At 68.3% G+C, this 14223-nt stretch carries 15 protein-coding genes; 9 read left to right on the forward strand and 6 right to left on the reverse strand.

Annotation, left to right across the window (positions count from 1 at the left end; translation table 11 throughout):
- The first annotated feature begins 2 nt into the window (after window positions 1-2).
- Window positions 3-896 carry a hypothetical protein gene (locus HUA75_RS30250; RefSeq protein WP_174488369.1) on the forward strand — a complete coding sequence of 298 codons (894 nt, stop codon included), beginning with the start codon at window positions 3-5 and terminating at the stop codon, window positions 894-896.
- Here HUA75_RS30250 and HUA75_RS30255 read toward each other — a convergent pair.
- Complete coding sequence (locus HUA75_RS30255; protein ID WP_174488370.1) at window positions 889-1737, reverse strand: aldo/keto reductase; 849 nt, start codon at window positions 1735-1737, stop codon at window positions 889-891. The genes HUA75_RS30250 and HUA75_RS30255 overlap by 8 nt on opposite strands.
- 94 nt (window positions 1738-1831) lie before the next feature.
- Here HUA75_RS30255 and HUA75_RS30260 point away from each other — a divergent pair, with 94 nt between their 5' ends.
- The 6 genes from HUA75_RS30260 (at window position 1832) to HUA75_RS30285 (ending at window position 7973) form a co-directional block, all read left to right on the forward strand.
- Window positions 1832-3598 carry an ABC transporter ATP-binding protein gene (locus HUA75_RS30260; RefSeq protein WP_141643145.1) on the forward strand — a complete coding sequence of 589 codons (1767 nt, stop codon included), beginning with the start codon at window positions 1832-1834 and terminating at the stop codon, window positions 3596-3598.
- 316 nt (window positions 3599-3914) lie between these two features.
- On the forward strand, window positions 3915-4148 hold the full coding sequence (locus HUA75_RS30265; protein WP_174488371.1) for a hypothetical protein: 234 nt from the start codon (window positions 3915-3917) through the stop codon (window positions 4146-4148).
- Between the two features lie 84 nt (window positions 4149-4232).
- Window positions 4233-5867 (forward strand): CTP synthase, encoded by a 1635-nt coding sequence (locus HUA75_RS30270; RefSeq protein WP_141643147.1) that lies wholly within the window; start codon window positions 4233-4235, stop codon window positions 5865-5867.
- Window positions 5864-6703 (forward strand): 3-deoxy-8-phosphooctulonate synthase, encoded by an 840-nt coding sequence (kdsA, locus tag HUA75_RS30275; RefSeq protein ID WP_141643148.1) that lies wholly within the window; start codon window positions 5864-5866, stop codon window positions 6701-6703. The genes HUA75_RS30270 and kdsA overlap by 4 nt, the downstream gene beginning before the upstream one ends.
- 32 nt (window positions 6704-6735) lie before the next feature.
- The gene (locus tag HUA75_RS30280) at window positions 6736-7317 is read left to right on the forward strand and encodes an HAD family hydrolase (RefSeq protein ID WP_141643149.1); all 582 of its coding nucleotides are present in this window, start codon (window positions 6736-6738) and stop codon (window positions 7315-7317) included.
- A gap of 35 nt (window positions 7318-7352) precedes the next feature.
- Window positions 7353-7973, forward strand: a complete 621-nt coding sequence (locus HUA75_RS30285) for a response regulator (RefSeq protein ID WP_015346747.1) — start codon at window positions 7353-7355, stop codon at window positions 7971-7973.
- A 114-nt stretch (window positions 7974-8087) separates the two neighbouring features.
- Here HUA75_RS30285 and HUA75_RS30290 read toward each other — a convergent pair whose 3' ends face one another.
- Window positions 8088-8540, reverse strand: a complete 453-nt coding sequence (locus HUA75_RS30290; RefSeq protein WP_141643150.1) for an Hsp20/alpha crystallin family protein — start codon at window positions 8538-8540, stop codon at window positions 8088-8090.
- A gap of 249 nt (window positions 8541-8789) precedes the next feature.
- Complete coding sequence (locus tag HUA75_RS30295) at window positions 8790-8984, reverse strand: CPXCG motif-containing cysteine-rich protein (protein WP_141643151.1); 195 nt, start codon at window positions 8982-8984, stop codon at window positions 8790-8792.
- Between the two features lie 81 nt (window positions 8985-9065).
- On the opposite strand from HUA75_RS30295, the gene HUA75_RS30300 reads away from it, so the two are divergent.
- Window positions 9066-9938 (forward strand): general secretion pathway protein GspE, encoded by an 873-nt coding sequence (locus tag HUA75_RS30300; RefSeq protein WP_174488372.1) that lies wholly within the window; start codon window positions 9066-9068, stop codon window positions 9936-9938.
- Between the two features lie 3 nt (window positions 9939-9941).
- Here HUA75_RS30300 and serB read toward each other — a convergent pair whose 3' ends face one another.
- The 3 genes from serB to HUA75_RS30315 form a co-directional block, all read right to left on the reverse strand.
- The gene (gene serB / locus HUA75_RS30305) at window positions 9942-11141 is read right to left on the reverse strand and encodes a phosphoserine phosphatase SerB (protein WP_174465317.1); all 1200 of its coding nucleotides are present in this window, start codon (window positions 11139-11141) and stop codon (window positions 9942-9944) included.
- 69 nt (window positions 11142-11210) lie between these two features.
- Entirely contained in the window at window positions 11211-12782 is a 1572-nt protein-coding gene (locus HUA75_RS30310; RefSeq protein ID WP_174488373.1) for a serine/threonine-protein kinase, read from the reverse strand.
- A gap of 66 nt (window positions 12783-12848) precedes the next feature.
- Window positions 12849-13598, reverse strand: a complete 750-nt coding sequence (locus HUA75_RS30315) for a TIGR02266 family protein (protein WP_141643155.1) — start codon at window positions 13596-13598, stop codon at window positions 12849-12851.
- Window positions 13599-13703: 105 nt separating this feature from the next.
- Here HUA75_RS30315 and nuoE point away from each other — a divergent pair, with 105 nt between their 5' ends.
- The gene (nuoE, locus tag HUA75_RS30320; protein ID WP_141643156.1) at window positions 13704-14192 is read left to right on the forward strand and encodes an NAD(P)H-dependent oxidoreductase subunit E; all 489 of its coding nucleotides are present in this window, start codon (window positions 13704-13706) and stop codon (window positions 14190-14192) included.
- The last annotated feature ends 31 nt before the right edge of the window (window positions 14193-14223 follow it).

A 14223-nucleotide genomic window follows, 5' to 3' on the forward strand; every position in this document is an offset into this window, starting at 1 on the left:
CCATGGGCATCTTCCAGGACCTGTTCGGCGGAAACGACACCAAGGCGAAGGACGAGACGCCGGAGGCCCCCGCGGCCACGCCCCCGGAGCCCGCGAAGGAAGTCCCCGCGAATCCCCACGTCGCGGCGGCGGCACCGACGCCCGCGCCGCCGCCCGCGCCCGCACCGACGCCGAAGAACGACCCGCGCCGACGCAAGTGGGCGGACGACGAGGAGCACCAGATGGAGGGCGTGCAGCGACTGGTGTCGCGCAAGGTGGAGCGGGTGCTGGAGCAGCTCGGGACGCTCGCGATACGAGCCCGCACGGGCGAGGAGGTCCCCACCGTCGCCGTCACGCTGCACCTAGCACATGGTCACACCGTGACGGGCACGGTGGTGGACTACGCGCCACGAGACTCGGTGCTGCTGGCGCTCGGCAAGGAGGGCCTGCTCGGCTCGGAGTCGGTGACGTACGTGGACCTGGCGACGGTGGTCGCGGTGACGGTGGGCCAGGCCAGCAAGCTGCTCGAGCTGACGCAACTGGTGCGCCCCACGCCCACGCGTCAGGACGTGGTGACGTTGGTGGAGAAGCTGCCGCACGCCCTCACCGAGCAGTTCTGGCCGGGCGAGAAGGCGCTGGGTGGCAGGCCGCTGCGCTTCGAGGTGGACTGGGTGGGGTTGGATGACGAGCCCGGACGTCGCGCGCTGGAGGCCGCGGTGAATGTCACGGGCCACGCGTTGCGCGCGCTCGCGCAGGAGCAGGGGCGCGAGGTGATGCGCCGCATCGCCACGGTGCGCTTCGTCCGGGGCAAGGGCATGCGAGCCGCGTTGGAGGGCGAGACGGGCACGGTGACGGTGGGCGAGGGAGAGCCCACCGTGTCCGCCTTCCGCAAGGCCTTCGCCTCCGGCCTCAAATGACGGGCAGCTCGTCGCTGTAGGCGCCCTTGGGGAACGCGGCGTCGATGCGCGCCAGCTCGTCCGAGGAGAGCTTCAGCGACACGGCGGCCGCGTTGTCGCGCAGGTGGGCCACGCGGCTCGCCTTGGGAATGGCGAACAGCGAGGGCCGCCTCACGAGGAACTGGAGCGCCACCTGTCGGGCCGTGGCGTCATGCGCCCGGGCGATGGCCTCCAGCACCCGCCCTCCCGGACTCTGGGGCTTGGGGAAGCGGCCGTTGCCGAAGGGGCTGTAGCCCACCACCGCCACACCCTGCTCCTCGCACCACGGGAGGACGGCGTGTTCGATGGCCCGCTCCTCCAGGTGGTAGAGGACCTGGTTGCAGGCGATGCGCTCGGGCTTCGTGAGCGTCAGCAGCTCGTCCAAATCCGACACCGCGAAGTTGCTCACGCCCCAGGAGCGAATCTTCCCGTCCGCGACCAGCTTCTCGAAGGCGCGCACCGTCTCCGCCAGCGGGTGCGAGCCGGGCCAGTGCAGCAGGTAGCAGTCGAGCCAGTCGGTGCGCAGTCGCTTCAGGCTCCGCTCGCACGCGGTCAGCGTGCCCGCGTAGGTGGCATTGGAGGGCATGACCTTCGACACGAGGAAGACCTCCTCGCGTCGTCCGGCGATGGCCTCGGAGACGATGGACTCCTCGACGCGGCCGTGGCCGTACAACTCGGCGGTGTCGACGTGGGTGAGCCCCAGGTCCAACCCCGCGCGCAGGGAGCGGATGGCCTCTTCGCGGTCATCCTCCTCCATCTGCCACGTGCCCTGACCGAGGACGGGGACCTGCTTCCCGGTGCCACCGAAAACACGCTGCTCCATGGCCTACCTCCGTGCCCCGAAGGATTAGCACCTCCCACCCGCTCCGACAGCCCGCGACCGTGCGAAGCGAGGGGCTCCGCGCTAGTCTCCGCGCGTGTCCCCCACCTCGACCGCCTCCAAGCCCCATCTCCCCTCGCGGTTGACGCTGGGCCGCCTGCTCACCCTCGCGAAGCCGGAGGTCCCCACGCTCGTCGTGGGCACGTTCTTCCTGCTCGTCAGCAGCGCGGCCACGCTGGTGTTTCCGCGCGCCATCGGAGACCTGGTGGACGAGGCGCTCGGCGCCCGCAATCGCTCGCGGCTCGACACCATCGCCCTGGTGATGTTCGGCGTCTTCGTCGTGCAGTCGGTGGCCATGGCGCTGCGCGTCTACCTCTTCAGCAACGCGGGCGAGCGCGTGGTGACGCGGCTGCGCAAGCGCCTGTTCCAGAGCCTGCTCTCCCAGGAGGTGGCCTTCTTCGACGAGCGCCGCACCGGTGAGCTCACCAGCCGGCTCGCCTCGGACACGAGCATCCTGCAGAGCACCGTCACCACCAATGTCTCCATGATGCTGCGCTACGCCTGCCAGGGGCTCGGCGGCGTGGTGCTGCTCTTCTTGACGTCCCCGCGCCTGACGATGGTGATGCTCGCCCTCATCCCCGCGGTGGCCATTGGCGCGGTGGTGTATGGCCGTCGCGTGCGCGTGCTCGCCAAGGCGGCACAGGACGCGCTCGCCGCCTCCAGCGAGGTGGCCGAGGAGGACCTCTCCGGCATCCGCACGGTGCGCTCCTTCGCCGCGGAGAGCCATGAAGTCGAACGCTACGGCGCGGCAGTGGACCGGGCACTCCAGCTCGCGAAGGAGCGCGCGCGGCAGGGTGCGCTCTTCATGGGCAGCGCCTCCATCGCCATGTACGGCTCCACCGCGGCGATGCTCTGGTACGGCGGCCGGATGGTGGTGGACGGCGAGCTCAGCGCCGGCGCGCTCACGTCGTTCCTCATCTACACCTCGCTGGTGGCGCTCTCGCTGAGCGCCGTGACGGAGGTGTGGGCGGACGTCATGCGCGCCACCGGCGCCGCCGAGCGCGTCTTCGAACTGGTGGACCGCGAGCCCGCGATTCCCGCCGGAGGCGAGCGGCTGGCCTCGGTGAAGGGACACGTGGAGTTCCGCGCCGTGCGCTTCTCCTACCCCACGCGCCCCGACGTGCCGGTGCTCCAGGGCCTGGACCTGGAGCTGCGGCCCGGCGAGGTCGTCGCCGTGGTGGGTCCGTCCGGTGCGGGCAAGTCCACCCTCGCGTCACTGCTGTCCCGCTTCTATGACCCGCAAGGGGGCGCCGTCGCCCTGGACGGGCACCCGCTCACCACGCTGGAGCCGGAGTGGCTGCGCCGGAACATCGGCATGGTGGCGCAGGAGCCGCAGCTGTTCTCCTGCTCCATCGCGGACAACATCCGCTACGCGAAGCCGGACGCCACCGACGCCCAGGTGGAAGAGGCCGCGCGCGCCGCCAACGCCCACGACTTCATCCAGCGCTTCCCGGAAGCCTACGGCACCCAGGTGGGCGAGCGCGGCGTCCAGCTCTCCGGAGGCCAGAAGCAGCGCGTGGCCATCGCCCGCGCCGTGCTGAAGGACCCTCGCCTGCTGATCCTCGACGAGGCGACGAGCGCCCTGGATGCGGAGAGCGAACACCTGGTGAAGGACGCGCTGGAGCGCCTGATGAAGGGCCGCACCACGCTCATCATCGCCCACCGCCTGTCCACCGTGGCCAACGTGGACCGGGTGCTCGTGCTGGAGGGCGGCCGCATCGTCCAGAGCGGCACCCACGCGAGCCTCATGAGCCAGGAAGGCCTCTACCGTCGGCTGGTGGAGCGCCAGTTCGTCGCCGCCTGAACGGCTGGCCACCACCCGAGCCCGCGCTTATCGCGCTGGAAAGTGGCGCGGAATCAAGCCGGTGATTAGCTCTTCCATCCTCAAGAAAGGAGGTGATGCCTTGATTGACAGCAAGAATCAGGCGTCCACCTCCGCCACGGCGGCCTGAAGAGGGTCACCGCGGCGGTGGCAGACGCTGAAGGTTTCAAGGGCCCGTTTCCGCGTTCGCGCGGGGACGGGTCTTTTACTTTCTCCCGGGAATGGAGTCGTAAGCGACCTGTTCCGACCCGCCGGGGGGAGTGGCCGACCCTTTTCGTACCCATCCGGGAGATTCGCCGTGTCCATCACCCCGTGCCCCAGCCCTCTGCCCACCGCCCTGCGCGACGAAGAGGCCGTCGAGACGCAGCGCAACCTCTACTGCCCCAACTACGACGCCTGCCTGCACATGGTCGTCAAGCGCGGCTGGGAGGGGTGGAGCTGCCGCAATTGCGATCTGCGCGCCTTCCGGGTCGGACAACCCGACGTCCGGGAGTTCGCCGTGTCTCGCCCGGGTGGTTGGGACGGCAACTGAGAAGGTGTCAGCCGGGGCGCCGACCGGCCGCACGTCCTACTCAGAATAATTGACGCATCCCTGCCCTACTTGGCAGAACGGGATATGCGCTCCAAGAAAACCAAGTTCATTTTCGTGACGGGCGGAGTGGTCAGCTCCCTCGGCAAGGGCCTCGCTTCGGCATCCATCGGCGCCCTGCTCGAGAACCGTGGGCTCGCCGTCACGCTGCTCAAGCTGGACCCGTACATCAACGTGGACCCGGGCACGATGAGCCCGTTCCAGCACGGCGAGGTCTTCGTCACGGAGGACGGTGGCGAGACGGACATGGACCTGGGCCACTACGAGCGGTTCACCAACGCTCGGATGAGCCGGCTCAACAACTTCACGTCGGGCCGCATCTACCACGCGGTCATCATGAAGGAGCGCCGCGGCGAGTACCTGGGCAAGACGGTGCAGGTGATTCCGCACATCACCGATGAAATCAAGGCGAGCGTCCGTCAGGCGGCCCAGGACGCGGACGTGGTGATTGTGGAGGTCGGTGGCACGGTGGGCGACATCGAGTCGCTGCCGTTCCTCGAGGCCATCCGGCAGATGCGCTACGACGTGGGCAGCCAGAACGCCGTCTACGTGCACCTGACGCTCCTGCCGTACATCGGCGCGGCGGGCGAGGTGAAGACCAAGCCCACGCAGCACTCGGTGATGAAGCTGCGGGAGATTGGCATCCAGCCCGACTTCCTCGTGTGTCGCACGGACCGCGAGGTGTCTCGGGAGATCAAGGACAAGATCGCCATGTTCTGCAACGTGGACACGGGCAACGTGTTCACCTCGCCGGACGTGCGCAGCATCTACGAGCTGCCGCTGGAGCTGCACCGCCAGGGTCTGGATGACCGGCTCGCGGAGGTGCTCAACATCTGGAGCCGCGCGCCGCACCTGGAGCGCTGGGAGAACATCATCCGCAAGGTGTACGAGCCCGCGCGCGGCCAGGTCCAGGTCGCCATCGTCGGCAAGTACGTGAACCTGACGGAGAGCTACAAGAGCCTCAACGAGGCGCTGCTGCACGGCGGCATCGCCAACGACGTGAAGGTGAACCTGCACTTCGTGGACAGCCAGGACGTGGAGGCGCAAGGCCCGGAGAAGCTCCTGGCGGGCGTGGACGCCATCCTCGTGCCCGGCGGCTTCGGCGTGCGTGGCACCGAGGGCAAAATCGCGGCGGTCCGCTACGCGCGGGAAAAGAAAATCCCCTTCTTCGGCATCTGCCTGGGCCTGCAGATGGCCGTCGTGGAGTTCAGCCGCAGCGTGCTGGGCCTTCCCGCGGCCAACAGCCTGGAGTTCAACGAGCACACCCCGCACCCCGTCGTGACGCTCATGGAGAGCCAGGTCACGGTGCAGGACAAGGGCGGCACCATGCGTCTGGGCAGCTACGCCTGCGCGCTCAAGCCCGGCTCACGGGCACACCAACTGTATGGCCAGGACACCATCCAGGAGCGTCATCGCCACCGCTTCGAGGTGAACAACGCCTACCGGGGCCGGCTTCAGGAGGCGGGACTCGTCATCTCCGGGCATAATCCGGAGCTGAACCTCGTGGAGATGATTGAATTGTCGGACCACCCGTACTTCGTCGGCTGCCAGTTCCATCCCGAGTTCAAGAGCAAGCCCTTTGCTCCTCACCCCCTTTTCTCCGGCTTCATCAAGGCGGCGCTCGAGCAGCGTGACGCCACGGCCGGTCAGGTGCGCGCATGAGCGCCAGCAGCCTCCCCATCAACCTGTGTGGTTACAAGGTCGGCCCCGGGCAGAAGCTCTTCGTCATCGCCGGCCCGGACAGCATCGAGTCCGAGGAGATGGCGCTGAAACATGCTCACTTGCTCAAGGGCATCACCAGCCGACTGGGCGTGCCCTACGCGTTCAAGTGCTCCTACGACAAGGCCAACCGGACAAGCGGGAAGTCCTTCCGAGGTCCTGGCCTCCGGGAAGGGCTGCGTATTCTAGCGCGTATCAGGGATGAAGTGGGCGTCCCGGTCCTCACGGACGTCCATGAAACCAGCCACGTAGGTCCTGCCTCGGAAGTTGTGGATATCATCCAGATACCGGCGTTCCTGTGCCGGCAGACAGACCTGGTGGAGGCCGTGGCTCGCACGGGGAAGGGCGTGAACTTGAAGAAGGGACAGTTCGTAGCCCCCAGGGACATCGTCCACTCGGCGCGCAAGGCGTTCGAGTCGGGCAACCCCAACGTGCTCGTCACGGAGCGGGGGTCCACGTTCGGCTACAACAACCTGGTGGTGGACATGCGAGGGCTCGCCCACATGCGCGAAGCGGGCCTGGCCGTGTGCTTCGACGCCACGCACTCCGTGCAGCAGCCCAGCTCCGGCGACGGAGTGACGGGGGGCGAGCGCAGGTTCGTCTCACTGCTCGCCCATGCCGCCGCGGCGGCCGGGATTGATGCATTGTTCACGGAAGTCCATGAGGACCCTGATCGTGCCCTGTGTGACGGTCCGTGCTCCCTCAATCCACAGATGTTCGAGGACGTGGTACGAAATGTGCTGAACATCCGCCGGGTGTTGGGACACGAGCCCGGTTGATGGACACGACGAGGGGAGGAGCCGAGCGAGTCATGTCGACGGAAGCACCTTCCAAGCCTGGAAAGGAAGAGCTGACGTCTCGCGCGGCACGCGTGCGGCTGCTTGTCTTCGACGTGGACGGGGTGCTCACCGACGGCGGCCTGTATTACGGCGACGGCGGGGAGCTGATGAAGCGCTTCGATGTGAAGGATGGCCACGCCCTGGTCATGGCCCGGTTGTCGGGCCTGCCCGCCGCCATCCTCACCGCCCGCACCTCAGGAATCGTGGAGGCTCGCGGGAGGGAGCTCGGGCTGGCGGCTGTGTTTCAAGGCCGCCGCGACAAGGGTGCCGCACTGGACGAGCTGCTCCAGCAACTGGCCGTTCCCCTGGAGGCGTGTGCCTACATGGGTGACGACCACAATGACCTGGCCCCTCTTTCGAGGGTGGGCTTGTCCGCGTGTCCCGCGGATGCTGTTCCCGAGGTGCGTCAGGAGGTTCACTTCATCACCCAGAGTCCGGGCGGCCGTGGCGCCGCCCGAGAGCTCGTCGAGCTGTGCCTCAAGGCCAGTGGACGGTGGGAGAACGCCGTGGGTCTGATGAGGGGGACTGATGGACGCAGTGCGCAGAGAGGTTGAAGGAAACCCCGTATTCAAGGTAGGTGGTTGATTCCATGGGCAGCGGAATGATGCAGCAAGAGGGGAGTACGGCGATGACGGACCAGCTCTACACGACGCACGACATCAGTCGCTTGCTTCAGGTGGATCCGTCCACGGTGAGCAAGTGGATTGACCGGGGCATCCTGATGGCTTTCAGGACGCCGGGCGGTCACCGCCGGGTGCGGTCGGCGGACCTGCGCACGTTCCTCATCACCCACCAGATGCCGGTGCCGGAGGAGTTGGGCAGCGGCACGGTGCGCCTGTTGGTGGTGGACGACGAGCGCGCGGTGCTGGACGCCATCAAGCGCGCGTTCAAGCCGTTCGCGGCGCAGGTGGAGTTGCAGACGACGACCAGTGGCGTGGAGGCGCTGCTGCTGGTGTCCGAGCAGAAGCCGCACGGCATGATCATCGACCTCAACATGCCGGACATCGATGGCCTGGAGGTGTGCCGTCGCATTCGTCAGCGCAAGCAGATGGAGGGCGTGCGTCTCATCACGATGACGTCCGTGCACACCGCCGATGTGGTGGAGCAGTCGAAGCAGGCCGGCGCGCTCGCGTGCCTCGCCAAGCCGCTGGATGTACAGCAGGTGCTGGAGCTGTTCCGCGTGCCCATCTCGCTCAGCGCCAAGCGCTGAAGCGCGGAGGGCTTCCGCCACCCCCTCGCGGAAGCCCTCGACAGGGGTGAAGTCAGCAGGAAGCCGCGCCGTTTTCGGCGGACAGCGGCCTCCCAGGAGGGGTGTGCGCGCGGTTCAGCTCTGGACCTTGACCTCGATGACTCGGGGCTTGGACTCCTCGCGCCGAGGCAGCGTCAGCGTCAGCACGCCTTGCTCGTAGCGCGCCTCCACCTGGGTGGCGTCCACGGTCTCCGGAAGGGAGAACGAGCGCGTGAAGCTGCCCTGGCCGCGCTCCTGACGACGCACGCTGACGCCTTCGGCGAGCGGCTGCGCCTTGCGTTCGGCCTTCACGGTGAGCACGTCGCGCTCCACCGTCACCTGGATGTCCTTCACGTCCACGCCAGGGATGTCGAGGTGCAACGTGACGCCGGCCTCGGACTCGAGGATGTCGGCCGCGGGAGCGCGCTCGGTGCTCCGCGCGGACTGACGGAACAAGCCCGGCTGCCCCAGCTCACGGAAGAGCGCGTCGAAGTCGCGCATCAGGGGGTTCACCACCACGGCGGAGTTGAACGGGTTTCGGCTTTGCATGGTCTTCTCCTGTGCGTGCCACCCTGGGCAGGGTGCACGGTGTGTGAATCACAGACGTTGTCGTAGTCGGCGGTCGCCTCGGGGGCCCCATCGGGGCTCCACTCCAGCGCCGCCTCACAAGACTCAAGAGAACCATGCTCCGGGACGTGTCAAGCAACGCCCCCGGCCCCGCCGCGCCCGTCCCCACAAGCCCGCCTGCCTGCCCTCCTGCGCACCGGGAAGGCGCCTTCCAGGACGGGTACCGCGGCGTCAGTCGTCCTCGCGGCCCAGGGACACGGAGACGGCTTCCTCGTCACGGGCGACGTGCACCGTCCAGGGACGGCAGCACACGGGGCAGTCCTCGATGTAGTGCTCCGCGCTGGCGCCGATGGGGTCCACGTCGACCTCCACCTCCTCGCCGCAGTAGGGGCACTGCTGGATGGCGGTTTCCGCGAAGGGCTGCATGGTGGTGCCTCCTCGCCCTCGAAGCGGGCGATTGCGTCGCGGACTGAGCGTCCGCGCATTCAGACGGTAGACTCCCGAGCCATGGCTTCTCCTTCCCGCAATCGTATTGGTGACATCCTCGTCAAGGCCCGCGTCATCGACGACCTCCAGCTGCGCAGCGCCATGGCCACCCTGGACCAGTGGGGCGGGCGGCTGTCGCGCGTGGTGGCGGACCTGGGGCTGGCCAGCGAGGACATCGTCACGGAGGCCATCTGCCAGGGCCTGGGGATGCAGCGGGTGCAGTTGGGCAACATCAGCCGCGACGCGAGCGCGCTGGCGCGCGTGGAGGTGGGCCTGGCCGAGCAGAAGGCGGTCTTCCCCGTGTCGCTCAAGGACAACGGCAAGACGCTGGTGCTGGCGATGGCGGACCCCACGGACCTGGCCACGCTGGACCAGGTGGCGGCCCGCAGCCGCGCTCGCGTGGTGCCCATGGTGGCGGGCGAGCGCGAAATCGAGCACGCCATCCTGCGGCACTACCGGAACCAGGAGCCGGTGGCGAGCAGCCGCTTCGCGCCGTCGCGCAGCCAGTCCGCCAACACGCCCTCCACCGTCGACGAGGAGCAGCAGGAGGAGGACGAGTTCAAGGTCGTCGACATGAGCGGCAACACGGTGGTGAAGCGAATCGCCGACATCGTCCCGCCGGGCTCTCCCGCCACCGCGCCCGCGGCGCCCCGTGCCGCGGACAAGCCCGCACCGCCCGTGGCCAATGGCTCCTCCAGCGCGGCGGACATCCTGGATGAAATCCTGGCCGGCGGCGTCCCGGCCTCCGAGTGGACGGACGAGGACCTGCAGCGCCTGCAGACGCTCCAGCAGAACCAGGAGAAGAGCTCCAAGATTCTGCGCGCCCTGCTGGAGCTGCTGCTGGAGAAGGGCAAGCTGCAGCAGCGGGAGCTGGCCGCGAAGATGCGGCTGTAGTCGTCAGCCGGCTTCCTCGAGCTCGCGACCGGTGAGCCCCAAGAGGTAGAGGATGGCGTCCAGGCCGCCGGCGGAGATGGAGGTATCAGCCGCCTCGCGCAGCCGGGGCTTGGCGCGGAAGGCGATGCCCAGCCCCGCGCGCTCCAGCATCAGCAGGTCATTGGCGCCATCGCCCACCGCGATGACCTGTTCGAGCAGGATGCCCTCCTCTTTCGCCAGCTGCTCCAGCAGCTCCGCCTTGCGGAGCGCGTTGACGATGGGCCCCACGGTGCGCCCGGTGAGCTTCCCGCCCTCCTCCTCCAGCACGTTGGAGAAGGCATGGTCGATGCCCAGGCGAGCCTTGAGCGCCTCGGCGGCCACGGAGAAGCCTCCGCTGATGACCGCGGTGCGGTAGCCCAGGCGCCGCAGCACGCGCACCAGCGTCTGGGCGCCCTCCGTCAGCGGCAGGTTCGCCGCGAGCTGGTGCAGCACGGCCACGTCCAGCCCCGCCAGCAGCGCCACGCGCTGGCGCAGCGACTCGTCGTAGTCCATCTCCCCGTGCATGGCGCGCTCGGTGATGCGCGACACCTGCTCGCCCACGCCGTGCGCGCGCGCCAGCTCGTCGATGACCTCGATGCGGATGAGCGTGGAGTCCATGTCCATCACCACCATCCTCTTGCTGCGGCGAAACAGGCTCTCGCGCTGCAGCGCCACGTCGAAGGTGTTGTCGCGCATGGACAGCGCCAGCAGGGAGCGCTTCAGCGCCTCCGGCTCCACGGAGTCAGGCAGGGTGACGTGCAGCTCCACCGAGCCCAGGTGCGTGTGCGTCAGCCGGACGATGCGCTCCAGGTTCGCGCCCTGCCCCGCCAGGTGCGAGGACAACGCATGCAGCTCGCGGGCGCCCAGCGCGCGGCCCACCGCCGTGACGACGTAGCGCGCGGGCGCGGACTTCGCGGGGGCGCTCGCGTCCGGCGATTCCACCGCCTGGAAGTCCAGGTCCACGCCCAGCTCCCGGGCGGCGAAGAGCAGCGCGCTGGGGATGCCGCGCGCGTCGGGCAGGCGCACCAGCAGGCAGAGCGTGAGGCGGCCCTGCACCACCACCTGCTCCACGTCGAGCAGCTCCGCGCCCGCCTCCGCGAGCAGGCCGGTGAGGCGGGCGGTGATGCCAGGGTGGTCCTTGCCCGTGACGGTGACGAGCACGCAGCCGGAAGAAGTCGGGGTCATGTCCCCCCGACGATGCCACGACCGCGCGCGGGCGGGGCGGGCCTCATGCGGCCCGCGCCCACCGGTGAATCACGGCTGCGGCGCGTCCGAGGAGAGGACGAGGTCGCCCCGGACGAGGAACTCCTTGTCCGGGAAGGCCTTGTAGAAGTCCTCGAGCATCGCATCCACGTCCGGGTAGCGCTGCTCGCGCTTGTCCTGGGTGGCCTTGTCGAAGAGCTGGTCCAGGCCGCTGGGCGCCTCGGGGTTCACCTCCGAGGGCAGGGGCGAGCGGCGGCCGGGAATCTGCCCGGTGAGCATCTCGTAGAGCAGGATGCCCAGCCCGTAGACGTCCGCGGACGGGCCCGGCTCCTTGGCGCCGCGGTTCATCAGCTCCGGGGCCATGTAGGGCATTCCGCCGGTGCCCACGAAGACCTGGGGCATGCCCTTGGTGGAGTCCACCTCCACCACGCGGCCCAGGCCGAAGTCGGCGAGCTTCGCGTTGCCGTACGCGTCGAAGAGGACGTTCTCCGGCTTGAGATTGTGGTGCGTCAGGCCCGTGGCGTGCGCGGCGCGCAGGCCGTAGGCCATCTGCAGGAAGGTGCGCAGCGCGAAGGGCACCGGCACGCCGCTGCCACCGCCCGCCTCCAGCCGCTCCTTCAGGCTGCCGTTCATCAACTCCAGCACGAAGTAGGGCCGGCTCGCGTCCACGTTCTGATCCACCACCTGGACGATGCCGGGGTGGCGCACCTGGGCCTGCGCGCACAGCTCCTTCTTCAGCCGCTTGAGCACCTCCCCGCGCTGCAGGAAGGAGAAGTAGCCGAAGATGTCCTTGAGCTCCTTCAGGCAGATGTCCAGCCCGAGCGCCGTGAAGCGACCCTTGAAGACGGTGCCCAGGGGGCCCGTGCCAATGGGGTCGAACTTCTGGTAGCGCAGGTCCAGCTCGGTGCCCTTGGAAGCGACGGGCGCGGCGGCGACAGGAGTGGCGGCGGGAGAGGGCATGGAGGAAACGGACGACGCAGGAGGAGCGAAGGGCAGCGGCGCGGGAGCGATGGGAGCGGGGCCGATGGACGTCTCCCGGCGAGGCTCGGGGACCGCGGGGGTGATGAGCGCCACGGGCGAAGACGAGCCGACGGACGACGGCACCTGCGCCGCCCCGGGCGGGGGTGTCAACTCCAGCGCGGGCATGGCCGAGCGCGCGGCCCGCATGGGCGCCATGGACGGAGGCGAGGGAGGCGGCGCGATTTGCGTGGCCGCGGTGGGAACCACCTCCGCCTCGTCCAGCAACAGCTCTGGCGGGGGCGGCGGCAGCTGCATGGGCTCCTCGGTGCCCTGGGCCACTGGAGGCTCGTCCTCGGCGGAGGCGAGCTGCTCGGCGAAGAACTCGCCCACCTCCGTGGAGAACTTGTCTCCCAGTTCCCCGCCCGCCACGCGCTCACCCTGGTCGGTGAGCTTGAGCTGGGCCTCGCGGTCCATGGCGATGTAGTGGAACTTGCGCAGGAAGAAGAAGTAGTTGTCGAACTCGAGCGAGACGGACGGTTCGAGAGCGGCCTTCACATCGGCCAGCTTGTTCGAGCGTCCAAGTCGGCCGTTCTCCCTCAGGTTACGGAGGATGAACAGCGCCTCGCCACTGACGGCGTCGCGGTTGATGGCGGCCTTCGGCATGGGTGGGCGACTCTACGACGTCCCCCCGTCCTCACTCAACGTGGGACTGCCAGAACCCGGGGACGGCTACTTGATGCGCAAGAGCTGCTTCACCGTCTCCAGCACCTCGACGAACTTCACCGGCTTGCGCAGGTAGATGTCGACGCCGAGCTGCAGGGCGCGGTCCTGGGCTTCCTTGCCGCCCGCGGAGATGGCGATGACGGGGATGGCCCGGAGCGCTTCTTCCTCGCGGATGCGCTCCACCAGGGCGAAGCCGTCCATCACCGGCATGTACAGGTCCGTCATGACGAGGCTGAAGCGGCCCTCGCGCAGCATCAGGAGCGCGTGGTGACCGTCCGGCGCGAAGTGGACCTCCAGGGGCACCTTCCCGTGCAGCTCCCCGCTGGCCAGCTTCTTCAGGACGTAGCTGTACATCTCGATGATGTGCGGGTTGTCCTCGACGATGAGCACACGGTACCCCTCGTGCTCGCCGGTGGACTCCTGGCTGTCTGGACCTGCCGCACTCAAGATGTCACCCAGTCTCCGCCGGTCTTCTGCGCGCTCCACTCGGACGCCGACACCTCCGGGCTGATCGAAGCTCGCCGGCCTGACCCAGGCCACGATGCCGCTGACTTCTACCGGATCCAGCAGTCCCGGGAAAGAAAGTGCGAGCCGGACGTCCTCCCCCAATGTGAAGGCCTGCTCGGTCTGCACGAAGAGCCCCGCATGGGACAGGTTCTCCGTGACGTCACGCGCATGGCGTCCGTCCGCGTACTCCACCTTCAGCACGGCCGGGATCCGGGGGTGCTGGCGCTTGTTCTCTGGGCCCGGGGTCATAACAAGGGGTTGAAATCGCTCGGCAATTTGCTGATGGCGGCCCAGTGTACCGTCGAGGGTTTATGTTGACAACGCGGCCATGGGAGCAATACGTAGCCCCCCGCCATGGCGGAGCCCCTGTTCACTCCTGAAGAGCAGAAGAAGTTCGACGCGGGTATCGCGGAGATCATCTCCCACTACCCCCCTGATCGCAAAAGCGCGGGCATGCTCCCGGCGCTGCGCGTGCTCCAGGAGATCAAGGGCTGGTTGCCGCCCGAGGGACTGCGGCTGGTCGCCAAGAGCCTGGAAGTCACGCCGGAGCGCGCCTACGAGGTCGCCAGCTTCTACGTGATGTACCACCTGAAGAAGCCGGGCAAGTACGTCATCGACGTCTGCACGAACCTGTCCTGCTCGCTCTGGGGAGCGGAGAAGATGCTCGCCTACCTGGAGGAGAAGCTCGGCCTCAAGGCAGGTGAAGCCAACGAGAAGTTCACCTTGCGCGAGACCGAGTGCCTGGCCTCCTGCGGCACCGCACCGTGCCTGCAGATCAACGAGGATCATCACGAGAGCCTCACCCGCGCCAAGCTGGACGCCATCCTGGCCAAGCTGAGCTAGCCCCACCCTTTTTCACTCAGGTAGGACGTCA

Source organism: Myxococcus sp. CA040A, from assembly GCF_013336725.1.
GTDB lineage: Bacteria > Myxococcota > Myxococcia > Myxococcales > Myxococcaceae > Myxococcus > Myxococcus llanfairpwllgwyngyllgogerychwyrndrobwllllantysiliogogogochensis.